Genomic DNA, 22707 nt, shown 5'->3' on the forward strand with positions numbered 1-22707 from the left:
ATGGCGGGCCGATGGGACCGCGATCGATGCGAGAGTGGTCCCACTCGGCCGATCGGGTGGTACGTAGTACCGCGTCCCGGCGTGCGCCGGCCCGAAGTGCGCCCCATGCGCGCTGTGGGAACGTGAACTGTCTTGAGAGCAAGGGGGATGGCGAGGGAACCGATGGCCGGACGAGGTGACCAGGGTGCTGACGGCCTCCGGGTGGACACCGGGAAGGGCCGTGGGGGCCGGGCGGTGGCGGTAGCTGTTCGAGCCCGGGGGTGTGGAGCTGGACGCGGCGGCGGAAGCGTTCCTGCGCGAGTTCGGCGGGCTGACCGCCGAGATCGACGGGCCGGGAATCACCTGCGCGCGCACGCCGTTCGAGCTGGATCCCGAGCTGGCCGTGGGGGAGGAGGACAGGTACCTGGAGCTGGGGGAGACCGCCGGGCGGCGGATCTTCCCGCTCGGCGGACTCGACCGCAGCCGCTTCTTCCTGGGCATCGACGAGACCGGCGAGGTCTACCTGGTCGAGTGCGGGCCGGCGAGCTTCGAGCCGATGCCGCAGGCGATGGAGCACCTGATCCTCGGCGGCCCCGCCCGCTGGATCCGTGACGAACCGTCAACCAGCGCTCAGGAAACGAGCTGACCGCCGTGCCGGGTTCGGCGTAGGTTCGACCGTGGTGATCCACAACTGACGGGTGGTAGAAGGATGATCGAGGCGCATCCCTTGCTGGAGTACTTCCTGAACGCCGCCAAAGGCGTGTTCCCGCCGGCGGACGGCGAGGTGACGGTGCACGGGCCGCTGGGCGGCGGGCTGGAGTGCTCGGTCGCGTTCACCGGGCACGCGGTGGTCGCCACCGCGCGGGCCGCCGAAGAAGTACGGGCACTGGGCGCGGACGGGTTCGGCGAGTCGATGGCGCCCGACTTCCTGCGCCACCTGGCCGGCCCGGGCGGATGGATCGGCTGCCTCGACGCGACGCTGGTGGCCCCCGGCAGCGGCGGCCCCGCACAACTCGGGGCGCTGGACGGGGCGGACGAGCACCCCCGGGTACGGCACGCCCGCGAGCTGCGCAGCGGCGTCGAGGTGTACGGGGACGGGCGCGGACTGGTCACCCTCGCCCAAGGCCTGGCCGGGCGCCGGGAGTTGAGCATCGAACTGCACGATCCGGACGAGCCCGTCCCGGGCCGCGGGCGCTCGCTGATCACCGACGCGCTCACCCTCGTCCCGGAAGGCGAGCCGGTCTTCGCCGCTGTCTCGCCCGGCAACGCGCGCTCGCTGCGCGCCTTCCTCGCGTGCGGGTTCACCCCCATCGGCAGTGAGGTGCTGCTGCGCCCCCGGCGGCCCGCGCCCGTTCACCTGGCGTAGCGGCCCGCGCCCGTTCACCCGGCGTAGCGGCCCGGCCGCACCGGGGCGCGGAGATCCGGGGTGCGGGCTAGCGTGGGACCGGGCCGGTAAGCGGCGAGCGCCGCCGGCCCGATCCCGGTCGGCAGACGTGGCCGACCGGCCGTCCCCGGGAGCCGCCGTGAGCAACGAACCCCAGGGCCCGGACGAACTGGGCCCGATCGACTACCTGGTGATCTCGTTTCCGGGAAGCCGACTGACCGGTGAGGGAATGCCGCTGCTGCTCGACCTGGTCGAGCGCGGCATCATCCGGATCCTCGACCTGACGTTCCTGCGCAAGGGCGCCGACGGCACGGTCGTGGGCGTCGAAGTGGCCGACCTCGACGGGGACGGAAAGCTGGACCTCGCCGTGTTCGAGGGCGCCTCCTCCGGTCTGCTCGGCGACGCCGACCTCGCCGAGGCCGGCGCCCTGCTCGACCCCGGCGACTCCGCCGTCGTCCTGCTCTACGAGAACCGGTGGGCCGCCCCCCTGGCCGCCGCGCTGCGCCGGGCCGACGCCCGGATGCTCGCGGGTGGCCGCGTCCCGCTGCAGGACCTGGTCGACGTCCTCGACGCGATCGAGGAGACCGGGACCGGGACCGGGCGCACGGCCTGAACCGCGTCCGTGGAGAAGCTTGCGGGGAAGTCCGTGGAGAAGCCTGCGGAGAAGTCCCCGGAGAAGCCTCAAGAGAAAAGAGAACACCATGCCAGGACTGCTCCGCGGCGTCGCCCGCACGGCGGTCATCTCCGGTACCGCCACCGCCGTTTCCAACCGGGTCTCCCGTCGGCAGGCCGGTCGGTGGGCGCAGCAGGAGTCCCAGCAGGTCGGCTACGCCGAGCCCGCCGCCCCGCCCCCGCCGCCGCAGGCACAGGCGCAGGCGGGCGCCCCGAGCATGGAGCAGAAGCTCGACCAGCTCCAGCAGCTCGCCACGCTCAAGGAGCAGGGCGTGCTCACCGAGCAGGAGTTCGCCGCGCAGAAGGCGCGGATCCTCGGCGGCTGAACCGGGGACCGGCACGCCCGGCAGGCTGGGAGGCGCAGTGAACAGGTGGAAGCCGCTGATCGTCCTCGGGACGGCCCAGTTCCTGATGGTGCTGGACGCCTCGGTGATGAACGTGTCGATCAGCCAGCTGGTTGCCGACTTCCACACCGAGGTGACCACCATCCAGGCCGTCATCACCCTCTACACCCTGGTGATGGCGGCCTTCATGCTGACCGGCGGCAAGATCGGCGACATGGTCGGCCGGCGGCAGGTCTTCGTGATCGGGCTGGTCGTGTACGGCATCGGCTCCGGGCTGACCGCGCTGGCCCCGACCGTCGCGGTGCTCGCGCTCGGCTGGTCGGTGATCGAGGGTCTGGGCGCGGCGCTGGTGCTGCCCGCGCTGGCGGCCCTGGTGGCCGGGTCCTACCAGGGGCGGGAGCGGGCGATCGCGTACGGCGTGGTCGGCGGTCTGGCGGGCGCGGGCATCGCCGTCGGGCCGCTGCTCGGCGGCTGGGTCACCACCTACCTGACCTGGCGGCTGGTGTTCGCGGGCGAGGTGGTGCTGGTCGTCGCGATCCTGGCGGTGATGCGCTGGGTGCCGGCGCAGCCCCCGCCGAAGGTGCGACCCGCGCTGGACGTGCTCGGTGCCGCGCTGTCCGCCGCCGGTCTCGCCCTGATGGTGCTGGCCGTCCTGCAGAGCGGCACCTGGGGCTGGGTGCAGCCCCGCAACCCGCCGTTCACCGTGCTCGGCTTCGCGCCGACGCTGTTCGCCATCGGGCTGGGCGTCGTACTGCTGTACCTCTTCTCCGTCCACGAACGGCACCGCGAACGGCGGGGCGGAACGCCGCTGGTCTCGCTGGACCTGTTCGGCAACCAGCCGCTGCGCGCCGGGCTGGTGACGCTGTTCAACCAGAACACCGTGCTGCTGGGCCTGTTCTTCGTCATCCCGCTCTACCTCCAGGTCGTGCAGGGCCTGGACGCCTTCCAGACCGGCCTGCGGCTGCTGCCGGTGTCCGTGGCGATGCTCGCCACCTCGATGTGCGGCTCGCTGCTGCTGCGGTTCGCCTCCTCCCGGACGATCGTCCGGACCGGCCTGCTGGTGCTGCTCGCCGCCACGCTGTGGCTGATCGCGGCGATCGGGCCGCAGCTGAAGGGCGCCTCGTTCGCGGGTGCGATGGCGCTGCTCGGCGTCGGCATGGGCATGCTCGCCTCGCAGCTGGGCAACACCGTGCAGTCCAGCGTGCGGACGGAGGAACGCAGCGAGGCCGGCGGCCTGCAGTACACCGCGCAGAACCTCGGCTCCTCGCTGGGCACGGCGCTGATCGGCGCACTCCTGATCGGCGCCCTCGCCGCCTCCGTCACCACCCGGATCGAGAGCGACCCACGGGTGAGCGAGGCCGTCGCCCAGGAGACCGGGACGCACGTGGAGGCGGGGGTGTCCTTCGTTCCCGCCGACCAGGTCGCGGCCGACCTGGCGGCCCGGACCGACATCCCGCCGCAGGAGGCCGAGGCGATCGTCGGCCACTACCAGGACGCGCAGATCCAGGGCCTCAAGTCCGCCGTCCTCGCCTGCGCGATCATCACCGGCGGCGCGCTGCTGTTCACCCGCCACCTCCCCACCACCCGCGCGGCACCCCGGCCGCCGGGCTGACGCCGTTCGCGGCGCTCAGCGCCTTTCGCGGCGCCCAGAGCCTTCGCGGCGCCCAGAGCCTTCGCGGCGTTCGGTGCCGCCCGCAGCGGTCAGCGCCGTCCGCAGCGTTCAGCGCCGCCTGCGGCGGGCGAAGCGCCAGGCGCCCTGCTGGGCGAGCAGGGTGAGCACCCCGGCGAGGACGATCCCCGACAGGTTGAGGGCGAGCTGCACCGCGGAGCCCCAGCCCTGCGCGTACTCGCCGTACGCCACGGCCACCGCGGCGTTGGCCGCGGCCGGCACGGTGGTGACCGAGATCGCCACCCCGACCAGCGCGGACGCCTTGGCCGAGGTCAGCGACAGCAGGCCCGCGACACCGGCCAGGAAAGCGACCACGAAGGACATCGCGTCCGGCTGCCAGATGAACGAGGTATTGGGGCGGGCCGCCGCGAACTTGGCGTCACTGAACAGGCCGAGCGCGTCCATCGCCAGCGCGAACCCCACCGTGAGGACCATCGCCACGGTGAACCCGACCAGCAGCGCCAGCAGCGAGCGGGCCGCCGGGCGGGCCCGGCGCTGCACCATCGCGACGCACAGCCCGGCGAGCGGGCCGAACTCCGGGCCCACGGCCATCGCACCGACCACCAGGATCGCGCTGTCCAGGACGGCGCCGCAGGCGGCCAGCATGGTGGCGACGGTCAGCAGGGCGAGGAAGACCCAGCTGAGAGTGGACTCCTCGTGGACGATCCCGGACACCTCCTCCCACACCAGCGCGTCCACGCCCTCGCCCGGGGCCCGCTCCTCCGCCTCCTCGGCGGCCCGCGAGATGGTCAGCCCCGACTCGTCCGCGGTGATGGCCCCGTGCTCGGCCAGGCCCAACGCGCGCAGCTCGCCGAGCAGCTCGGAAGCCGCCTCGCGGGCCACGTCGCACAGCACCAGGTCGCCGGCCGGGCGGACCGCCCCGCCGGGCAGCACCGCGACATGGGCGACGCCGACGCAGGCGTCGAGCCGGTCGAGCACCTGCCCGCGCAGGTCGGTGGGAACGATGAGTCGCAGCTGAAGCAAGGAGTCCTCCGGACGGTCGCCTGTCCGCCAAACCCTAGGCCCTGCCCCCGGGCCCGCTTCACCCGGCGTAGCGGGCCGCCAGGGTGCGTGCCGTGGCGGCGAGGCGGGCGCGGAGTTCGGGCGGTTCCAGGACCTCGATCCCGGTGCCCAGACGGAGGAACTCGCCGTGTGCGTGGTCGACCGACTCGATCGGCACCCGGGCGTGCGTCCACGCGCCCTCCGGGGGCACGCCGAGGCGGCGGGCGCCCTCGGGAGTGAGGCGGACCAGGGCGTGGCCGGTGTGCAGGCGGGCGCGGAAATCGGCCAGGTGGGAGGCCCAGTACGCGGGCAGGGAGAAGTCCGGCGGGAGGGTGAACTCCTCGTCGAGGCAGGTGAGTTCGAGGATCTGGTCGACCCGGTAGGTGCGGATCCCGGACGGCCCGCCCGCCACCAGGTACCAGCGGCCGGCCTTCAGTACCAGGCCGTACGGTTCGACTCGCCGCGAGATCTCCTCGGGGGCGCGCCAGCGGCGGTAGCGCAGCAGTACCGCCTGCCGTGCCCACACCGCGCCGGCCACCGCCGCCAGGTGCGGGGTGCGGTCCGCGTCGCCGTACCAGCCGGGGGCGTCGAGCAGGAAACGCTCCTGGATCCGGTCCGCGTGCGCGCGCAGCTCCGCCGGGAGCGCGGCCCGCAGCTTCAGCCGGGCGGTGGTGAGCGCCTCGCCCAGGCCGAGCTCGGCGGCGGTGCCCGGCAGCGCGGCGAGGAACGCGGCCTGCGCCTCGTCGGCCGTCAGCCCGGTCAGCCTGGTCCGGTAGCCGTCCACCAGGCGGTAGCCGCCCGCGTGCCCGGCCTCGCCGTACAGCGGGACGCCCGCCGCGGCCAGCGCCTCGACGTCCCGGTAGACCGTCCGGACGGAGACCTCGAGTTCGTCGGCCAGCTGACGGGCCGTCAACCGACCCCGGTTCTGGAGCAGCAGCAGGAGGGTGACCAGTCGGCTCGCACGCATGATCGCCAGTGTCCCGGACTTCACTGACAGTGGATGTCAGGGGAGCGGCCGTAGCGTGCGCCGCATGAACGACTTCGACTTCCTGCACGGCACCTGGCAGGTCGCCAACCGCCGTCTCACCACCCCGCTGGCCGAGCCGCCCGGCGGCACCTGGGCGGAGTTCCCCGGCCACGCGGTGGTCCGGCCACTGTTCGGCGGCGCCGGGAACATCGACGAGATCGACTTCCCCACCCTCGGACGGCAGGGCGTGACGCTGCGCCTGTACGACCACCGGGCGCGGCAGTGGACGATCCACTGGTCCGACAGCCGCACCGGCCGGCTCGACCCGCCGGTGGTCGGCGGGTTCACCGGCGACCGCGGCGACTTCTACGGCGACGACCAGTACGAGGGCCGCCCGATCCGCGTGCACTTCACCTGGCACCGCCTCGGACCCGACACCGCCCGCTGGGAACAGGCCTTCTCCACCGACGGCGGCCGCAGCTGGGAACTCAACTGGACCATGGACCTCACCCGCACCGGGGCAGCCGCCGCATGAACATCGTCGAACTTCGCCAGTACACCCTGCACCCCGGCGCCCGGGACACCCTGATCGACCTGTTCGAGCGCGAGTTCGTCGCCGGCCAGCAGGACGCGGGCATCACGCTCGGCGGCCGCTTCCGTGACCTGGACGACCCCGACCGCTTCGTCTGGATCCGCGCCTTCCCCGACATGGCACACCGCCGGCGCGCCCTGGAGGCGTTCTACGGCGGCCAGGTGTGGCGGGCGCACCGCGAGGAGGCCAACGCCACGATGGCCGACAGCGACGACGTCCTGCTGCTGCGCGGCCCCGGCTTCCGCCCCGACCCGGGCACGAAGGAGGTGGAGGTGACGATCTGCCGGCCGCCGTCCGCCACCGCGTTCGACACGTACGCCGACCGGCACCTGCACCCGTGCCACGCCCTGCACCGCACCGAACACGCCGTCAACGACTACCCGCAACTCCCCGTCCGCACCGGCCTCGACGTCCGCGTCTGGTTCGGCCCGGCCGCCCCGCCGCCGTGGCCGCCGCTCCAGCGCCTGCGGCTGGCGCCCGTGACGGCCTGACGGTTCACCGGCGCTGCACCGTGCACCCCAGCAGCGTGGCGTTCTCGCACACCACCGCCGCCTCCCCGACCTCGACGCACGAGCCCTCGGCGTCGAGCCCGGCGCCGTACCTGCGCCCCGAATTGGCCCTGCTGTTCAAGGCGTTGTGTGACTCCGGGGCGATCCGCGCGACCCGGAGGAGCACGGGGAACCGGGGAGTCGCGGCGGCCCGGCCGGGCCCCGGGCCGTCAGCCGAGGCGGTGGAAGGTCGCCGGGACGGGCAGTGAGGCCCAGCGGGGGAGGGGCCACAGGAGGACGCGGGCGCGGCCGACGACGTGGTCGGTGGGGACGAAGCCGCCGCCGGGGTTGTGGAGCTGCTGGTAGCGGGAGTCGGCGGAGTCGTTGCGGTGGTCGCCCATCACCCACAGGTGGCCCGCCGGGACGGTGACGGTGCCCACCGGGTAGTCGTCGCAGGGCGTCGCGCCGGGGTAGAGGTACGGCTCGTCGAGCGCGGTGCCGTTCACCGTCAGGGGCCGGCCGGCGCGGCAGTCCACGGTGTCGCCGCCGACCGCGACGACCCGCTTGATCAGGTCCTTCTCGTCGGCGGAGGGCGCCAGCCCGACCCAGCTCAGCGCGGAGCGGACGCCACCGAGGACACCCCCCGTGTCGGTGGCGCCGGTGAGCCAGCCGCCCGGGTCGCGGAACACCACGACCTCCCCGCGCCGCGGGGTGTCCCCGAGCCAGGGGCTGAACTTGTCGACCGCGACCCGGTCGCCCTTCTGCAGGGTGCCCATCATCGAGCCGGACGGGATGACGAAGACCTGGAACACGAAGGTCTTCAGCACGAACGCCAGCACCAGCGCCACCGCCGCAGGCACCACCAGCCCGCGCAGCACCGAACGCCGGCCGGTGGGCCGCTTCCGCTTCGACGAGGTGATCGCCCGCAGGCGGGCGGAGGTGCTGGCGAGCAGCGCGGCACGGTACGACAACGGACGACCCTTCCCCCGGAGGCCGGACCGCCCTTGCGGCTCCGCCCGGGCGCCATCGTAGGGACACGGCCCGTCGGGGGAACGTAAAACGCCTGTCACCGCAAGCCGATACCGTGCCCCAACTCCCGTGACACGAAAGGCAGGAGAGCATCACCCGTGACGACCGAAACGGACCTCGGCGGATGGGACGCCACGCTGGCCGAGGCCTTCGCGACACTCCTCGGCGAAGGAGCGGCGGCAGGCCCCGCCGCCCGGTACGGGGCGTACTACGCCTCGGAGACCCTCGACGAGTTCCTGTTCCCCAACTCCTGGGCCACCCCCGACGCCCTGTCGGCGGCGCGGCCGAGCCACCTGCCGGACCCGGACGGCCCGCACCCCTTCTCCCCGTGGAACTGGCAGTTCGACCTCGGCGCGTCGCTGTTCCGCTTCGACCCCGACCTGCTGGCCGCGGCGGGAGCGTGGGGCGAGGACGGACACAAGGGCCCCCGGCCGTTCGACGAGGACTTCGTCGCCGACCTGCGCGCCGTCGCCGCCGTGGACGAGACGGACGGAGCGGTGCTGCGCGGCGCCGAACTGGCACCGCTGCTGCGCCGCCACGGGATCGACCTGACCGGCGAGGCGTCCGGAAAGCTGAACCACTGGCTGACCGTCGTGCTGCGCGTCGCCACCGGCGGCACCCTGCACGAGGCGATGCGGGCCGCGACCTTCACCGAGCGCGGCCCCGCGCACCTGATGACCAGGCGCGAGGCACGCACCGACCGCCCCGCCGCCGAGCCCTGGGAGACGCGGCTGGGCGCGGTCGCGCACCCCGGGCTCCGCGACCATCTGCGCCTGCTCTGCCGCTCCGAGGCCGACGCGCGCAGCGAGGGCGGCTTCTGCAGCGGCTCCGGGCACTGGCCGTGGAGCGAGGTGCTGGACGCGGCCGGCTGCTCGCTCGTCATGGGCTGGGGGTTCGGCGAGTCCCAGGCGGGAGTCGCCGTGGTCCGCCTGCCCGGCTGACGACACCCCGAAGCACGGGTGGTGCCGAGGCCGGTCCCCCAACCGGCCGCAGTACCACCCGCGTTCCGCGCCCCCGGGCTAGACGCGCTGCCAGAGGGCCTGGACCACGTCCGGAGTCCAGGTGCTCTGCGAGGTGTGGGCCTGCAGGCAGCGGTAGCCGACGCCGTTGTAGGTGACCACATCACCCACGTTGTAGTTGACGCCCGCGGTCCAACTGGTGCCACCGCCACCGCCGCCGTTCACCACCAGGGTGAAGGTGGTGGCGTGGGTGGCCGAGGCGCCCGAGCCGGTCACGGTGACCGTGTAGGTGCCGGCCGGCGTCGAGGCGGAGGTGGCGAGAGTCATCGTCGAGCTGCCGCCGCTGGAGACGGTGGCGGGGCTGAACGAGACGGCGGTGCCGGACGGCGCGCCGCTCGCGGTGAGCGACAGGCTCTGCGCCGAGCCGGAGGTGGTCGCGGTGGAGACCGTCGCGGTGGCCGAGCCACCCGCCTGGACGGTGCCGGTGGCCGGGTTCACCGAGACGCTGAAGTCGTTGTCCGGCGTGGTGGTGCCGCCCACCGAGGTCTTCCAGATCGCGTACGCCACACCGTCGGCGTTGCGGTTCAGCACCGTCGCGTCGATGTTCGAGGTGGTGTCGCAGGACTGGTGGTAGCAGGAGTCGTACGAACGGCCCGCCGTACCACCCCACTTGGCGGCCTGCGCCGAGGTCTTGGTGGCGTCCGCGCCCGCCGCGTAGCCCGAGGTCGGGATGCCGCCCTGCTGGAACGAGTAGTCGTCGGAACGGCCCTGGCCCTCGACGTTCTCCTCCGGCTGGAGGTTGAGGGAGTCCCAGTACGCCTTCAGCGGGGCCGCGGTGGCCGAGTTGACGTTGTTGATGAAGTAGCCCGCGTTCGGGGAGCCGACCATGTCGAAGTTGTAGTAGCCCTTGATCGCCGAGCGCTGGGCCGAGGACAGCTGCCCCACGTACGACGCCGAACCCTGCATGCCCTGCTCCTCACCGGCCCACCAGGCGAACCGGACGTGCCGGCTCATGGTCGGGTTCTGCTGCGCCAGCACGAGCGCGTTCTCCAGCAGCACCGCCGAACCGGAACCGTTGTCGTTGATGCCCGGGCCGGCCGCGACCGAGTCCAGGTGCGCGCCGAACATGGTGACCTGGTCGGACGGGCCGCCCGGCCAGTCCGCGATCAGGTTGTTGGAGGGGTAGCTGCACGAGGTGCAGGTCTGCTCGGTGACGGTGTAGCCCGCCGCCTGCAGCTTGCCCTTCAGGTACGCCAGCGACTGCGTGTAACCCGCGCTGCCCGCCCGGCGGTTGCCGCCGTTCTGCTGCGCCACGGTGTACAGCTGGCTCAGGTGCGCCTGCACCTTGGCCACGTCGATGTCCGGGGCGGGGCCGCCCGGGTTGCCGCCACCGCCGCTCACGGTCAACTGGTACTGCGCGGTGTGGGTGGCCGGGCCGGAGCCGGTGACGGTCAGCGGGTAGGTTCCCGCCGGGGTGTTCGCGCCCACCGCGATGTTCAGCGTCGCCGAACCGCCGGACTGCACGCTCGACGGGGAGACCGTCGCGGTGGTGCCGGACGGCGCGCCGCTGACGGACAGCGAGACGTTCGCCGCCGGGGCGGTGACCACGGCCGTGGAGACCGTCGCGGTGGTCGAGCCGCCCTGCTGCACGGTGCCCGAGGACGGGCTCAGCGCCAGCGAGTAGTCACTGGTCGGGGTGCCCACGCAGGTCGGGTCGCCGGCCTGGGCCGGCACGCTGACGGCGTCCCAGGCGGCCTTGGTGCGGTTGAACAGGTTGCAGGAGGCGTCCAGGTTCTTGGCGGCCGTCAGGGTCGCGGTGCGGTACTTCCTGTACGTCATGCCGCTGGTCTTCAGCAGCATGCCGCCGTAGAAGACCCGGCCCGCGTCCCGGACGCCGACGCCCGTCACGGACGAGGAGTTGCAGGTCGGGCTGGACGGCTTGCCGCCGCCCGGGTTCGAGCCCTCCGCCAGCAGGTAGAACCAGTGGTTCAGCGGGCCCGCCGCCGCGTGCTCCTCGGTGTTCGGGATGGACGCCGAGTAGCAGTTCGGGTTGCCGGATATCTGCGAGGGGTTGTACATCACCCGGATCGGACCCTGCCCGACCAGGTTGATCATCTCGCCGACCGTGTAGTCCGGGGAGTCGTACGGCGCCGGCTCGTTGGCGTACGCCTCGGTCAGCGCACCCATGATGTCGCCGGTGCCCTCGCCGAGACCGGCCTCGTTGTTCGCGCCGCCCGGCGTGTACTGGTCGAGGCCGTGGCCGAACTCGTGGCCCACCACGTCGATCGCGGCGATCCACTCGTTGGCCTGGCTGTGGCCGATCGAAATGGTCGAGCCGTCCCAGTACGCGTTGACGTCGTTCAGACCGACCTTCACCGGCCAGCTGCCGCCGTTGCCGTTGTGGCCGTTGCGGCCCAGCCAGTCGCGGAGCATGTCCCACTCCTTCTGCGCCGCGAACATCGCGTCGGCGCAGCCGGTCTCCTTCGAGGCGGGATTGCCCGTGCCCCAGGAGTCGGAGGACTTGCTGAACACCGAACCGGTCGAGTAGTCCGAACACTGCAGGCCCGGACGGCTCGGGTCGCGCAGCGAGTACGAACTGCCGGAGCCGGTGGTGGAGATGGTCAGCGGCGACGGGCCGTTCCACTTGCTGTTGACGGTGCCGGCCCGCACGTCGTCGTAGCTGTCGGCGACCTCGCCGGTGACCGCGTCGACGAACACGTGCAGGTGGCTCGGCCGGTTCCCGTCCGAACCCGACAGCACCGACTCCCAGGCCAGGCGCGAGGTACCGTCCTTGACCCGGACCACCAGGCGGGGAGCCTCGGCGGAGTCGACCTTCGCCAGCTTCGCCCGCGCCGCCCGTTCTGCCGCCGCGGCGTCGATCTTCGCCTTCGTCGGCACCCCGACCGGCCCGGACGCCGCGTTCTGCACCGCCCGGACCCGGCCCTGGCCGTCGGCGAGCACCACCGCGTCGCCGCCGACCACCGGCAGACCCTGGTAGGTGCGCTCGTAGGACACCGAGTACAGGCCGCCCAGGAACGGGGTGACGGACCGCCGCTCGTACGACTCGTCAGGCCCCTTGGCCAACGCGTCCAACCCGGCCGACGCGGCCAGATCCGCCGCCGAGACCGCCGCGGCCAGCGGCGTCGGCGCGAGCGGAGCGGGCGCGGGGGCGGCGGACGCCTGGCCGGCGAAACCGCCCAGCATGCCGCCCAGCACGGCCAGGGTGGTGCCGGCGGTCAGCAATCTGCGTTTCATTCAGAGCTCCTATGGTGTGGGGGGTGCCACAGGTGTGGGGGCGCCACAGGTGTGGGGGTGCCCGGAACCCTCACACCCTCGCCATGCCACGGTCAACGGAGCTGACAGGGCGTGCCAAAGGCTGGCAAGTTCCGTCAAATGCCCGGATCTTCAGCGGAGTTGGCAGACAACAGGTACAGACCACGCCATGTACGCGGCCGGGCCGGTTCGGTACCGTCTCGAATACCGCCCCCGCACGGGCGGGCGCAGCGGAACCCTCGGGGAGGTGGCGGCGAATGCTGGGCGCACCCGACCCGGCCGCGACGCCGGACAGCGGCAGTGGCACCGGCGGCGGCATCGGTAGTGGCGGCGGTATCGGAAGTGGCAGTGGCAGTGGCGCCGGCGGCGGAAGTGGCAGTGGGATCGGCGCCGGCGGCGGAAGTGGCAGTGGCGCCGGCAGTGGCGTCGGCGGTGGCAGCTGGCAGGAATTCGGCGCACTCCTGCGCCACTGGCGCCGCCAGGCCGGCTGGACCCAGGCCCAACTCGGCGCCGCCGTCGGCTACGACCACACCGCCGTCAGCCGCCTCGAACACGGCGCCCGCCGCGCCACCCCCCGACTCGTCCGCCGCCTCGACGAACTCCTGTCCGCCGGCGGCGAACTGACCCGCTGCTACGGACGCGCCGAAACCGCCGAGGCCGACCGGCCCGCCCTGCCGGCCCACCTGCTGCGGCCGCCGCTGCCGCCCGGCGAGATCCTTGCCGTGCCCCACGCCTCTCCCGACCACGTCCCCGCCCGGCTGCCGCACCACGACCTGCAGTGCCCGCTGCACGGCGCCGCCGGATGTCAACTCCCGTCCTACGCAGAGGTGTTGGCGCTGCACACGGCGTTCTGCGACAACCCCGCCGCGCCGATCGACACCGACACCGTGCACGCCCTCGCCGCCGTCCTCGGCGCCCAACTCCACAGCGCCGAACGAGCCGTGGGCGAACGCGGACCCGGCGCCGTGATCGAGACCACGCTGCGCGCCGTGGTCGCCCGGCTCGCGGACGCACCCGCCCGGCACCGCCGCGTCCTCGCCCGCCTCGCCGCCGAACACGCCCACGCCGCAGGCAGCCTGCGCCTGCACGGCGGACGCCCCGCCACCGCGATGGCCTGCTTCGACCGCGCCGTCGGCTGGGCCCAACTCGCCGGCGACCCCGCCACCCAGGTCGCCGCCCTCAGCGACATGGCCGTGCTCGGCCTGCTCGATGACGACCCGTTCTCCTCCCGCGACTACGCCCGCGAGATCCGCCGCGCAGCGCCCGGCCACCACTGGTCCGGCGCGCTCTCCCAGATCGGCGAGGCCCGCGCCACCGCCCTGGCCGGCGACGCCCCCGCCACCGTCCACCACCTCGGCCGGGCCCGCCTCCACCTCGACCAGCCCGAGGACACCTCCTTCCTGGTCCCCTGGCTCACCCCGGCCGCCCTGCGGATGCGGATCGAAGCCGGGTCCGCCGCCGCCCTGCGCGACCTCGCCGCCGCGAACGGCGACCCCCGCCTCGCCCGCCGCGCCCTCGCCGCCGCCCACACCGCACTCGACCTGCTCGGCACCGGCGAACTCCCCGCCGCCCGCGCCATGCTGACCGCCCGCCTCGCCGACTGCCACCTCTGCCAGGACGACCCCCACGCCGCCGTCGCCACCCTCACCCCCCTCCTCGACACCCCGCCCGCCGCCCTCCCCGCCCTGGTCCGCCACGAACTGCGCGGCCTGCGCACCCGCCTCACCGCCGGAGCCCCCCGCTGGGGCCGCACCGCCACCGAGACCGCGGCCCGGCTGGCCGCCGCGATCTGACAACTCGGTCCGTGCCGGCTGGTACGGCGCGGCGAGGCGGGCTCCTGCAGGGCAGTTGGGCCGGTGGGAGGCCGGTGTAGTAGCCGCGTCCGGTCGCCCGGTCGGGGTCGTCGATGATGTCGATGCCCGGTGTTCCGGCCAGCTCGGTACGTGTGCGGGCCAGGACCGGAGCGGCGGACTCGTCGAGGCAGGTGAGGCGGATCTCCGTCCGGCGCGCTCCCGCACGTGTCATCGCCCGGACGGCGAAACGCAGGTGCTCGACCAGGTGCTGCTGCTCGAAGGCCCGGCCGCCGGTGTCCCGGCCGGCGGTCACCAGGGCGAACAGCTGGAAGTGGGCGAGCATGCCGGGCGCGTCGAAGTGCTGGGCACGCACGACTCGTTGGCCGGCGGCCAGCCGGACCGGCACGGCCGAGCGGGGATCGGCGGCCAGGGCCTGGGACCTCCGCCGGGCCGCCTCCAGGGCCAGGGCATTGGTCGGGTCGGCTGCGACCTCGCTGCCTCGAACGGTGGCGACGACCTTGCGCGGGTCCACGGTCGCGACCGCCGTATGCGTTGCCAGCGGGACGAGCGGAGCCAAGGTGACCAACTGGAAGTCGTCCGGCAGCGCCGAGAGCAGGAGGTCTTCGGCCCGCCGCAGTTGCGTGAATCCGGTCGAGGCCGGGGTCACGAAACGGTCGGTGCGACAACGCCGCATCACCTCGGTCGGGGTGAGCCGCTCGGCCCGGCGCCGGAAGACTTCCAGAAGCAGCGTGGTCAGATCCGCACCGGTCAGCCCCTCGGTCAGCAGGTCCAGCAGTTCCGGTCCGCCCGCCTTGGCCAGAACTCGGCGCAACGCCGGATCGGGCGAGTCCTCATCGCTCGTCATGGCGGGCCAGTATCGTTCCACCGGTGGCGGAGAGGCCATTTTCCGCGCATCCCCGCAACGGCGCCGCCACTCGGCCGGGTGGAGATCGAGGCACATGACGCCCCCTCCGGGCGGGGATTATGATCGCCTGATCCACCGATCCCGAGGGGGCAGCCATGGGCGCAGCAGACGATCGCGAGCCGGAAATCTCGGACGCGGACCTGCTCGACGTCGCCGACAATCCGTCGCAGGCCGCGGAGTTGCACCGGGCGCTGCGGACGCTCGCCAAGACGGACGGCGTCGGGCCGGAGCTCCAGCAGATGGCCCGGGAAGTGCTGAGCGGGCGGATCGGGATGCGGGACGTGGTCGAGTCCGACCGGTACCTCTCGGCGATCGGGGCGCGGCTCGGTGAGATGCGCGCCGCGGCGGAGAACATGTCGCCCGAGGAACGCGCGGCGTCCGAGAAGCGGGCGCAGAAGCTGCGCGAGCAGTCCGAGGCCGAGTACGGGCCGGACGAGCCCGACGACGAGTGGGACCGCCCGCGCGACGAACGGCGCTGATGCCTCGTCAGCTGCCCCGCCGAGCTTCGTAGTAGGCGATCGTCCGGGCGATGCGCAGGGACTCGTCCGAGGGGGCGGTGGCCCGGGTCTTGCGGCGTGCCACGGCGGCCCCCTTCTCTGACTCGGTTGTCCCAGCGGGCGCCGACGGCGTCGCGGGCGTTGTGGCCGCGCTTCGGGCCGTCGCCCTCGCCGCGGAACTTGGCGAGGTGGCCGGCCGCGCGCTCGCCCGGTTCGTCTGGGCCTGCGCGAAGCCGGGGTGCAGGACCATCATCCCGGCGCGGTTGCCGCCGGGGATCATCTGGCCTTCGCGCTTGACCGCGGCGTCGAGCTGGGCGGCGCGGGCGAGCATGGCCGCGGCGATGTCGATCGCCACCATGTCGCCCGGTTCGAGGTCGAGTTCGGTCTCGTACAGCTCGATGAGCGCGGCGCGGACGGCTTGTGGTAGCTCCAACTCGGCCTCGAGGCCGAGTTGCGGCGCATGCGTATGGCCCTCGCCGCGCGACTCCGCACAGGGGCGGACCTCGCCGTTGTCTCGCGGACCTACGGCTGCGAGGTCAAGTGGCTGGGCGATCAGCTGGTCAAGTCGACACTGCCGCTCGACCCCGATGGTTCGCGCTCGCTCGACCCTCCTTCGTCGTGGGAAGGGATCTCGCTCCCGGCCCGCACCGCGAGGCCAGCATGAACTGGGCCAGGCAGAGCACCCCGAGCAGCAGCCGGCGGCGCGGGTGCGCGGGTGCGTGGTGGCCGGGGCGTGGGTGGACGGTGGGTGGTGCGCGGTGCCGTGTACGGAGGACCCCAGTAACTCGAACGTTGGTGTACGGGTTGATGGGTGCCGGCAAACCCCGAACTTGAACAGTGCTGTTCGAGTTCGAGGTTCGGGCGCAACAAGCGGGCGGGTCAGGCGAGTTGGGTCAGCGCCCGGGCGGCATCCGCGAAGTACTGCTCGTCAGCGGTCTCGTGAAGGCCCAGCAGTACGCCCTGGGTGAGCCCGACGAACAGCGCCCGCAGCGCGGTGACCAGGCATTGCGCCCGATCTGCCGTCACTGTGCCGCCGGCGGAGGCGCGTCCGGCGAACAGCTCCACCAGCTGCGCCTCCTGGGCCCGGACCGACTCGGCCAGCCGGGTGCGCAGGTCCGCGTCGTGCACCGCCATGTCCAGCAGCGTCACCTGGAGGGACAGCGCGGCCATCGCGTCCGGGCGGTCGCAGCTGCGGCGGTAGTGGCGGGCGAAGGCCTCGACCGCCGCCGACAGGTCGAGTTCGGGTGGCAGGGCCTGTTCGAGCTCGGCGTAGTGCGGGCCCAGATGGTCCGCGACCACGGCCACCACCAGGCCGTTCTTGCTGCCGAACAGCGAGTACACCGCCCCGGTGGTCACCCCGGCCAGCTCGGCGATCTCGTCCAGCTTCGCCCGGTAGCCGTCCCGGGAGACCAGCTGGAGGGCGGCGTCCAGCAGCGCCCGGCGGTTGCGTTCCTTGGCCTCGGCCCTCGTCATTCGCATAGGCTGATTATTGCCGTAATCCCGTTACGGGAAAACAGTCAGGGGAGGGGAACTCGCATGGCGAGGAACAGGACGGCGGGGTTCGTGGCCGACGGCGCCTTCAAGGTGCTGCTGGCGGCGGTGTTCGGACTCGGCGCGGTGCTGGTCGGCCGTCAACTCGGCGTCGCGTCATGGCTGATGATCGCCTGCGCGGTGGCCCTGCTGATCTGCGGCGAGGCCGAGATCAGGCTCGTGCGGCGGCGGCCGGCCCGCACGTACACCCGGCTGATGATCGGCTACGACGCCGGGTGGGTGCTGACCGCCGCCCTCGGGCTGCTGCTGGCGCACGGTGGCAGCAGCGCGGGCGGCGAGGTGTGGATCGGCTACCAGGCGCTCGCGCCGCTGGTGTTCGCGGCGGTGCTGAGCCGCGCCAAGGAGAGTTGAGGCATCGGCCACCGGCATGGCGCTCTCCCCGCGCCTGTCGCCCACCGCCACCCGGGGCGGCGTGCTCGCCGTTTCCTGCGCGGGCGTGCTCGCCCCGATCGGCACCGGTCTGTGACGTGACGGGCTCGTCAGCCTTGCGGCAGGTGCTCCGCCACCAGGGGCGGCGTGCTCGCCGTTTCCTGCGCGGGCGTGCTCGCCCCGATCGGCACCGGGCTGTGACGTGACGGGCTCGTCAGCGCTGCGGCAGGTGCTCCGCCACCAGGACGGCGAACTCGTCGGGGGAGACGATCCGGATGCCCAGCTCCTCCGCCTTCGCCCGCTTCGAGCCGGCCTTCTCGCCCGCCACCAGCAGTGTGGTGCGCTTGGAGACCGAGGAGGACGCCTTGCCGCCGGCCCGCTCGATCAGCTCGTTCATCTCGTTGCGCGACAGCTCCGCCAGCGGGCCCGTCATACTGCCGGTGACCACCACCGCCTGGCCCGCCAGCACCCCGGCCCCGGTGGGCTCGTCGGCGGCCGCCGGGGCCTGCGGCTCGGTGACGGCGGTGCCCACGCCCTCGGCGGCCAGCCGGTCCAACAGGCCGGACAGCTCGGCGAGTTCGGTCACCAGCAGGCGGGCCTTCTCCGGGCCGATGCCGTCCACCGCCGCCAGGGTGTCCGCGTCCGCCGCGCGGATCGCCGCCATCGAACCGAAATGCGCGGCGATCCGGCGCGACATGCTCCGGCCGGTGCCGCGGATGCCGAGCGCGCAGAACACCCGGTGCAGCGGCTGGCTGCGGGCCGTCCCGATCGCCGCCAGCAGATTGTCCGTGGATGTCTCGCCCATCCGCTCCAGCGCCAGCAACTGCTCCCGCGTCAGCGTGAACACGTCCGCCAGATCCGCCACCAGACCCGCCTCCACCAGCTGCACCGCGCGGGTCGAACCGAGACCCTCGATGTCCAACTGGTCCCGGCCCGCCGCATAGATGATCGACGCCACCGCCTGGCAGTCGCGGCCCCGGCTGCACCGCCAGCGCTGCTCACTCGCATCGATCGCCTCCCCGCAGCGCGGGCACGCCTGCGGGAAGACGATCGGCCGCTCCGCGCCGGTGCGCTGCTCCACCAGCGGCGCCTCCACCCGCGGAATGACATCCCCCGCGCGGTGCACGAACACCCGGTCGCCCAGCATCAGGCCGCGCCGCTCGATGTCGGCCGGGTTGTGCAGCGTCGCGTACGTCACCGTCACGCCGTCGATCACCACCGGCTCCAGCACGGCCCGCGGCGCGATGATGCCGGTACGGCCCACGTTCCACTCCACGCCCAGCAGCGTGGTCACCTTGTGCTCGGCGGCCAGTTTGCGGGCCACCGCCCAGCGCGGCGCACGCGAACCGTTGCCCGCCTCGCGCTGGTCCGCCGCCTCGTCCGCCTTGATCACCACACCGTCGATGCCGAACGGCAGCGCCGCCCGCAGCTCCGCGATCCGCGCCACCCGCTCCTGCACCTGATCGACCGTCACGCAGCGCACCGGCGCCGCGTCCGTGCTCGCCGCCGTGTTCGCCCCCAGCTCGGCCAGGCGGGTCAGCAGCGCGCTGTGCGCCCACTCCTCCTCGCCGAAACCGACGGCGCCGTACGCGAAGAACGTCAACTCCACCCGGTACGGGCGGTCCTTGGCACGCAGGGTGCCCGCCGCGCCGTTGCGCGGATTGGCGAACGGGGGCGCGCCGTGCGCGGTGCGGACTTCATTGGCCCGGTCGAACTGCTCGCGGGTGAACAGCACTTCGCCGCGCAGCTCGACGTCCACCGGCTCGTTCAGCACGGCCGGCAGGCCCAACACATCGCCCGCCGCGTGGCTGATCTCCTCGCCCGCCAGACCGTCCCCGCGGGTGATCAGCCGGTGCAGCCGGCCCGCCCGGTAGCGGGCCGCGACGGCCAGCCCGTCCAGCTTCGGCTCCACGCACCAGGCTGCCACCGGCCGGCCCAGCCGGCGCTCCAAGGAGGCCGTCCAGTCGGCGAGTTCCTCCGCCGAGAAGACGTTGTCCAAGGACAGCATCGGCACGCTGTGCGGCACATCGCCCTGCACCGCGCCACCGGCCACCTTGCCGGTCGGCGACTGCGGCAGCACCTCCTCCGGGTGTGCCTGCTCGTACTCGGCGATCGCGCGCAGCAGGGCGTCGTACTCGTCGTCGCCCAGGGAAGTGGACCCGTCGCCGTAGTAGGCGGCCGCGGCCTCGACGGCGGCGGCGACGGCATCGGCGTATGCGCCGGCGGAGAGCGGAGCGGTGTCGTTCATGTGGCGATCCTCCCGGGTCGCACTGACATTCGGGCCGGGTGCGGTGCCCGGCCGACACGGCACCGGACTTCCGGAGATCACCCGGCATTCCCCTAAGGTGACGGCCATGACGAACACGGGGAACGACACCACCGACGTCCACATCAGCCTGATCGGCGGCACCCGCCTCGGAGGCGCCGAGATCCACACCCGCACCCTGACCGCCTCCCTGGTCGGCGGTGCCGACATCGACCTCACCGACGTCGACATCCCCGACGGTGCCGAACTCCGCATCACCAAGCTCAGCCTGGTCGGCGGCCTCCGCCTCCGGGTCCGCCCCGACGTCCGGGTCAAGGTCACCGGCATCCGCCTCGGCGGCGTCAGCGACGACGGCCCGACCGTCGCGGGCGGCCCGACGGTCCACGTCGCGGCCTGGGGGCTGGTGGGCGGGGTACGGGTCAGCCGCGACTGAACGCCCGGCCGGCCCGGTGCCCGGACGGTCCAACGGGGCTGTCGGGGGCCGGAATTGGGCCGCCGGGAGGGCCGCCGCCCTCGCTCACACCGCGTGGCTCCGGGATCAAGCCGGTTAAGGCTGTTGGCCCAGCACCACCGACCGCGACAGCAGTTTGTGTGCGCATCATGGGTCTCGGCCGCCAGTTCGGCCGATCCCCCTTCCGTTCCCGAAAGGAACGCCCATGCTCCGCACCTCCCGCTCCCGGGCCCGTCAGGCCGTTCTCGCCGCCGCCTGCGCCGTGCTGCCCCTCGGCGCAGCCCTTGTCGCGCCGGCGGCGGCCAGCGCCGCGCCGGCGGCTGTGTCGGTCTCGTGCTCGGCCGCCGGCCAGGTCCACTTCAACCCGGGCGTGGAGCTGTTCCCGCGTCCGCAGCACGTCTCGTACCAGGGCCAGGACGGCACCTGCGACGACTTCAGCGACTTCGACATCCGCACCGCGAAGCTCACCATGAGCTTCGACGACGTCTCCCTCTCCTGTCTGGCCAGCGGCAGCTCGGGCAGCGGCAAGGGCAGCGGCAAGATCGAATGGACCAACGAGCTCGGCGACACGGCGGAGAGCATCCTCGACGTGCAGATCGACGACTCCACCCTCAACGTCGGGCATGTGTCGGGCCACGTGCGCAGCGGCCAGTTCGAGGGCCACGGCTTCAGCGGCACGGCCGGTGGTGTGAAGGACGCCGACTTCACGGGCGACTTCAGCATCGACTGACCGCGACGAGGCGCGTGGTGGCGCCACCGGTGAGGGCACCTCACCGGTGGCGTCACCACGCCTCTCGTGGTGCGGGTGCCCGTCGAGGCGGGTGCGCACCCACATCGCCGTCGTGGCAACGGGGTTGCCGACCCGTGCCATCCGCGCGGTCGATCCCCGGCAGCGTCGGGCTAGCGGCGCTCGGCCGGGCCGTGGGCGCGGAGTTGGGCCGGGCCGGCGGGCGGGCGGTGCCAGGTGAGGTGGAGGCCGGTGGCGCGCAGGGCGATGCCGAGGGCGTGGCACATGGCGTTTTGGACGGCGGTGGTCGGGTGCGGTGCGGCGAGGCGGGGCGAGGGGTTCCAGCCGAGGTCGGCGAGGCCGGTCGCGGAGCAGTCGCCCAGGGTGATTCCCGCGCCGCCCGGGCGGGTTGCCACCGGGAGGCCCGCCAGGGTCGCGCTGCGGCGGACCGCCGTGACGATCTCCGGCCGGACGCCCGGGTGAACGGGCGGGTGAACGGGCGGCGGTGCGGGTGGCGATGCGGGTGGCGATGCGGGCGGCGCGAGGTCCGTGCCGGGTTCGGGTCGGTCGGCGGAGCCGCGCACCGTGGTCCGCTCCGGGGTGGTGGTGGCGCGTTCCGCGTAGAGGCCGAAGGCGGGGAGCAGTTCGGCGAGCGCGTTCTCGACGGCGTCGGCGACCAGTTGACGGGCCGCTGTCGCAGGATGCCGTCCGCCGCCCGCCGTGGCCGCTTCCTCCAGCCGGGGTGAGGCCAGCCAGCGCAGCACGAGCGCCTCGCCGTCCGGGACCAGATGGACGCCCGGCCCGTGGCCGCCGTGCGCGACCGGCAGGCCCGCCAGCAGCAGGGCCTCCGTCACCCGGTCCGCCAGCGCCGGATCGAGCCCCGCTGTGACATGACGCACAGTCAACTCCCCGCTCTGAGCGGCGAACGTGTCCACTTCGACCCTCCTCCGCGGTGCGGACAGCGCGTGCCGCCCGCGGCGAGGGTACCCATGGACATGTAAAGTCCGACAGCGGCCAGGACGGGTCAGCCTTGTGGCTGGGGGAGTGGCCCGCAGAGCAGGTTACCCGGGTCGGCGGGGTTGTCGCTGATCCAGAACTGGGCCCAGAACAGGGCGAATTCGGAGCGGCCGAGCCGGCCGTCGCCGTCCCGGTCGAGCTGGTCGAAAACGTCGCCGGTGTCGATGGCCCGGCCGTGCCAGGTGTCCACCAGGCGGCGGTGCTCGGCGCGGGAGATCCGGCCGTCGCAATTCTCGTCGACGGCGTCGAAGACCGCGTCGGAGGTGGCGTTGACGTAGTCGAGCATCGCGGGCAGGCGGTCGACCATGGCGAGGATCTCGTCCAGGCCGACTCTGCCGTCGCCGTCGCGGTCGGCCACTGCGGACAGGTGGTCCCACCAGCCGAGCGTCACTTCCTTCACCCGCGCGGCGAGTTCGGGATCCGCGGCCACCCGGGGCAGGCGGTGCCAGCGGTCGGCGAGGTCCTGGAAGTCGTCCTGGTCGAGGTAGCCGTTCCGGTCGGTGTCGAACGCCTGGAACATGGTGGTGAGCTTGTTGCGCTGAAATTCGCTGGCCAAGGGAAACCGCCTCTCTCGGGGGTGCACTGTCGTGATCCTTTTCCCTTCGGCCGGATCCTGCACCGGCGCACCGCGGCGCGGCCCTCGGCCCGCCCCGCTCCGGGGGCGCGCGGACAATGCCGCACGCGGTCACCCGTTCGGGGCGGGCCCGGTACGGCGGGCAGGCCGATGAATGTGGCCGTTATGTGTCCGTTCAT

At 73.3% G+C, this 22707-nt stretch carries 24 protein-coding genes; 13 read left to right on the plus strand and 11 right to left on the minus strand.

Going from position 1 to position 22707, the window contains the following annotated elements:
* The first annotated feature begins 262 nt into the window (after positions 1–262).
* The 5 genes from ACZ6R9_RS28140 (at position 263) to ACZ6R9_RS28160 (ending at position 3991) form a co-directional block, all read left to right on the plus strand.
* A complete protein-coding gene (locus ACZ6R9_RS28140) occupies positions 263–625 on the plus strand; it encodes an SUKH-3 domain-containing protein (RefSeq protein ID WP_465541134.1) in 363 nt (120 codons plus the stop codon).
* Between the two features lie 63 nt (positions 626–688).
* Positions 689–1345 carry a hypothetical protein gene (locus ACZ6R9_RS28145; RefSeq protein ID WP_465541136.1) on the plus strand — a complete coding sequence of 219 codons (657 nt, stop codon included), beginning with the start codon at positions 689–691 and terminating at the stop codon, positions 1343–1345.
* 157 nt (positions 1346–1502) lie between these two features.
* Entirely contained in the window at positions 1503–1976 is a 474-nt protein-coding gene (locus tag ACZ6R9_RS28150; RefSeq protein WP_380478378.1) for a DUF6325 family protein, read from the plus strand.
* Between the two features lie 88 nt (positions 1977–2064).
* Entirely contained in the window at positions 2065–2361 is a 297-nt protein-coding gene (locus ACZ6R9_RS28155) for an SHOCT domain-containing protein (RefSeq protein ID WP_380478376.1), read from the plus strand.
* 37 nt (positions 2362–2398) lie between these two features.
* The gene (locus tag ACZ6R9_RS28160) at positions 2399–3991 is read left to right on the plus strand and encodes an MFS transporter (RefSeq protein ID WP_465541138.1); all 1593 of its coding nucleotides are present in this window, start codon (positions 2399–2401) and stop codon (positions 3989–3991) included.
* 108 nt (positions 3992–4099) lie between these two features.
* Here ACZ6R9_RS28160 and ACZ6R9_RS28165 read toward each other — a convergent pair whose 3' ends face one another.
* Entirely contained in the window at positions 4100–5032 is a 933-nt protein-coding gene (locus tag ACZ6R9_RS28165; RefSeq protein WP_380478372.1) for a DUF389 domain-containing protein, read from the minus strand.
* Between the two features lie 58 nt (positions 5033–5090).
* Positions 5091–6017 carry a helix-turn-helix transcriptional regulator gene (locus ACZ6R9_RS28170; protein ID WP_380478371.1) on the minus strand — a complete coding sequence of 309 codons (927 nt, stop codon included), beginning with the start codon at positions 6015–6017 and terminating at the stop codon, positions 5091–5093.
* A gap of 64 nt (positions 6018–6081) precedes the next feature.
* Between ACZ6R9_RS28170 and ACZ6R9_RS28175 the strand changes: the two genes are divergently transcribed.
* A complete protein-coding gene (locus ACZ6R9_RS28175) occupies positions 6082–6552 on the plus strand; it encodes a hypothetical protein (RefSeq protein WP_380478369.1) in 471 nt (156 codons plus the stop codon).
* On the plus strand, positions 6549–7100 hold the full coding sequence (locus ACZ6R9_RS28180; RefSeq protein WP_380478367.1) for an NIPSNAP family protein: 552 nt from the start codon (positions 6549–6551) through the stop codon (positions 7098–7100). The genes ACZ6R9_RS28175 and ACZ6R9_RS28180 overlap by 4 nt, the downstream gene beginning before the upstream one ends.
* 4 nt (positions 7101–7104) lie before the next feature.
* Here the strand turns inward: ACZ6R9_RS28180 and ACZ6R9_RS28185 are convergent, their stop codons facing one another.
* Positions 7105–7239: a hypothetical protein gene (locus tag ACZ6R9_RS28185; protein WP_465541142.1), complete on the minus strand. Its 135-nt coding sequence runs from the start codon at positions 7237–7239 to the stop codon at positions 7105–7107.
* Between the two features lie 88 nt (positions 7240–7327).
* Complete coding sequence (gene lepB, locus ACZ6R9_RS28190; protein ID WP_465541144.1) at positions 7328–8068, minus strand: signal peptidase I; 741 nt, start codon at positions 8066–8068, stop codon at positions 7328–7330.
* 156 nt (positions 8069–8224) lie between these two features.
* Between lepB and ACZ6R9_RS28195 the strand changes: the two genes are divergently transcribed.
* Positions 8225–9067, plus strand: coding sequence for a hypothetical protein (locus ACZ6R9_RS28195; protein ID WP_380478361.1), 843 nt, complete (start codon positions 8225–8227; stop codon positions 9065–9067).
* A 78-nt stretch (positions 9068–9145) separates the two neighbouring features.
* Here ACZ6R9_RS28195 and ACZ6R9_RS28200 read toward each other — a convergent pair whose 3' ends face one another.
* Positions 9146–12340, minus strand: coding sequence for a M28 family peptidase (locus tag ACZ6R9_RS28200; protein ID WP_465541146.1), 3195 nt, complete (start codon positions 12338–12340; stop codon positions 9146–9148).
* Positions 12341–12615: 275 nt separating this feature from the next.
* Here ACZ6R9_RS28200 and ACZ6R9_RS28205 point away from each other — a divergent pair, with 275 nt between their 5' ends.
* Positions 12616–14151: a helix-turn-helix domain-containing protein gene (locus tag ACZ6R9_RS28205; RefSeq protein WP_465541148.1), complete on the plus strand. Its 1536-nt coding sequence runs from the start codon at positions 12616–12618 to the stop codon at positions 14149–14151.
* Here ACZ6R9_RS28205 and ACZ6R9_RS28210 read toward each other — a convergent pair.
* Positions 14081–15112 carry a hypothetical protein gene (locus ACZ6R9_RS28210; protein ID WP_380478355.1) on the minus strand — a complete coding sequence of 344 codons (1032 nt, stop codon included), beginning with the start codon at positions 15110–15112 and terminating at the stop codon, positions 14081–14083. The genes ACZ6R9_RS28205 and ACZ6R9_RS28210 overlap by 71 nt on opposite strands.
* A gap of 59 nt (positions 15113–15171) precedes the next feature.
* On the opposite strand from ACZ6R9_RS28210, the gene ACZ6R9_RS28215 reads away from it, so the two are divergent.
* A complete protein-coding gene (locus ACZ6R9_RS28215) occupies positions 15172–15555 on the plus strand; it encodes a hypothetical protein (RefSeq protein ID WP_380478353.1) in 384 nt (127 codons plus the stop codon).
* 7 nt (positions 15556–15562) lie between these two features.
* Here ACZ6R9_RS28215 and ACZ6R9_RS28220 read toward each other — a convergent pair whose 3' ends face one another.
* The gene (locus tag ACZ6R9_RS28220) at positions 15563–16006 is read right to left on the minus strand and encodes a hypothetical protein (RefSeq protein WP_380478351.1); all 444 of its coding nucleotides are present in this window, start codon (positions 16004–16006) and stop codon (positions 15563–15565) included.
* 446 nt (positions 16007–16452) lie between these two features.
* Positions 16453–17046, minus strand: coding sequence for a TetR/AcrR family transcriptional regulator (locus tag ACZ6R9_RS28225; RefSeq protein WP_465541277.1), 594 nt, complete (start codon positions 17044–17046; stop codon positions 16453–16455).
* Between the two features lie 63 nt (positions 17047–17109).
* Between ACZ6R9_RS28225 and ACZ6R9_RS28230 the strand changes: the two genes are divergently transcribed.
* Positions 17110–17475: a hypothetical protein gene (locus tag ACZ6R9_RS28230; protein WP_380478347.1), complete on the plus strand. Its 366-nt coding sequence runs from the start codon at positions 17110–17112 to the stop codon at positions 17473–17475.
* 232 nt (positions 17476–17707) lie between these two features.
* On the opposite strand, the gene ligA is transcribed toward ACZ6R9_RS28230, so the two are convergent.
* Complete coding sequence (gene ligA, locus ACZ6R9_RS28235) at positions 17708–19741, minus strand: NAD-dependent DNA ligase LigA (RefSeq protein WP_465541151.1); 2034 nt, start codon at positions 19739–19741, stop codon at positions 17708–17710.
* Between the two features lie 106 nt (positions 19742–19847).
* Between ligA and ACZ6R9_RS28240 the strand changes: the two genes are divergently transcribed.
* Positions 19848–20192: a hypothetical protein gene (locus ACZ6R9_RS28240; protein WP_465541153.1), complete on the plus strand. Its 345-nt coding sequence runs from the start codon at positions 19848–19850 to the stop codon at positions 20190–20192.
* Between the two features lie 223 nt (positions 20193–20415).
* A complete protein-coding gene (locus tag ACZ6R9_RS28245; RefSeq protein ID WP_465541155.1) occupies positions 20416–20940 on the plus strand; it encodes a hypothetical protein in 525 nt (174 codons plus the stop codon).
* A 170-nt stretch (positions 20941–21110) separates the two neighbouring features.
* Here the strand turns inward: ACZ6R9_RS28245 and ACZ6R9_RS28250 are convergent, their stop codons facing one another.
* A complete protein-coding gene (locus ACZ6R9_RS28250; protein WP_465541157.1) occupies positions 21111–21872 on the minus strand; it encodes a hypothetical protein in 762 nt (253 codons plus the stop codon).
* A gap of 89 nt (positions 21873–21961) precedes the next feature.
* The gene (locus ACZ6R9_RS28255) at positions 21962–22510 is read right to left on the minus strand and encodes an EF-hand domain-containing protein (protein WP_465541159.1); all 549 of its coding nucleotides are present in this window, start codon (positions 22508–22510) and stop codon (positions 21962–21964) included.
* Positions 22511–22707 lie beyond the last annotated feature (197 nt).

The sequence above is a fragment of the Kitasatospora sp. NPDC048662 genome (genome assembly GCF_055587065.1).

Coding starts and splice junctions, on each gene's coding strand:
- ACZ6R9_RS28145 (WP_465541136.1), top strand. CDS start 689: ATGATCGAGGCGCATCCCTTGCTGGAGTACTTCCTGAACGCCGCCAAA.
- ACZ6R9_RS28155 (WP_380478376.1), top strand. CDS start 2,065: ATGCCAGGACTGCTCCGCGGCGTCGCCCGCACGGCGGTCATCTCCGGT.
- ACZ6R9_RS28170 (WP_380478371.1), bottom strand. CDS start 6,017: ATGCGTGCGAGCCGACTGGTCACCCTCCTGCTGCTGCTCCAGAACCGG.
- ACZ6R9_RS28175 (WP_380478369.1), top strand. CDS start 6,082: ATGAACGACTTCGACTTCCTGCACGGCACCTGGCAGGTCGCCAACCGC.
- ACZ6R9_RS28180 (WP_380478367.1), top strand. CDS start 6,549: ATGAACATCGTCGAACTTCGCCAGTACACCCTGCACCCCGGCGCCCGG.
- ACZ6R9_RS28200 (WP_465541146.1), bottom strand. CDS start 12,340: ATGAAACGCAGATTGCTGACCGCCGGCACCACCCTGGCCGTGCTGGGC.
- ACZ6R9_RS28205 (WP_465541148.1), top strand. CDS start 12,616: ATGCTGGGCGCACCCGACCCGGCCGCGACGCCGGACAGCGGCAGTGGC.
- ACZ6R9_RS28210 (WP_380478355.1), bottom strand. CDS start 15,112: ATGTGCCTCGATCTCCACCCGGCCGAGTGGCGGCGCCGTTGCGGGGAT.
- ACZ6R9_RS28215 (WP_380478353.1), top strand. CDS start 15,172: ATGGGCGCAGCAGACGATCGCGAGCCGGAAATCTCGGACGCGGACCTG.
- ACZ6R9_RS28225 (WP_465541277.1), bottom strand. CDS start 17,046: ATGACGAGGGCCGAGGCCAAGGAACGCAACCGCCGGGCGCTGCTGGAC.
- ACZ6R9_RS28230 (WP_380478347.1), top strand. CDS start 17,110: ATGGCGAGGAACAGGACGGCGGGGTTCGTGGCCGACGGCGCCTTCAAG.
- ligA (WP_465541151.1), bottom strand. CDS start 19,741: ATGAACGACACCGCTCCGCTCTCCGCCGGCGCATACGCCGATGCCGTC.
- ACZ6R9_RS28240 (WP_465541153.1), top strand. CDS start 19,848: ATGACGAACACGGGGAACGACACCACCGACGTCCACATCAGCCTGATC.
- ACZ6R9_RS28245 (WP_465541155.1), top strand. CDS start 20,416: ATGCTCCGCACCTCCCGCTCCCGGGCCCGTCAGGCCGTTCTCGCCGCC.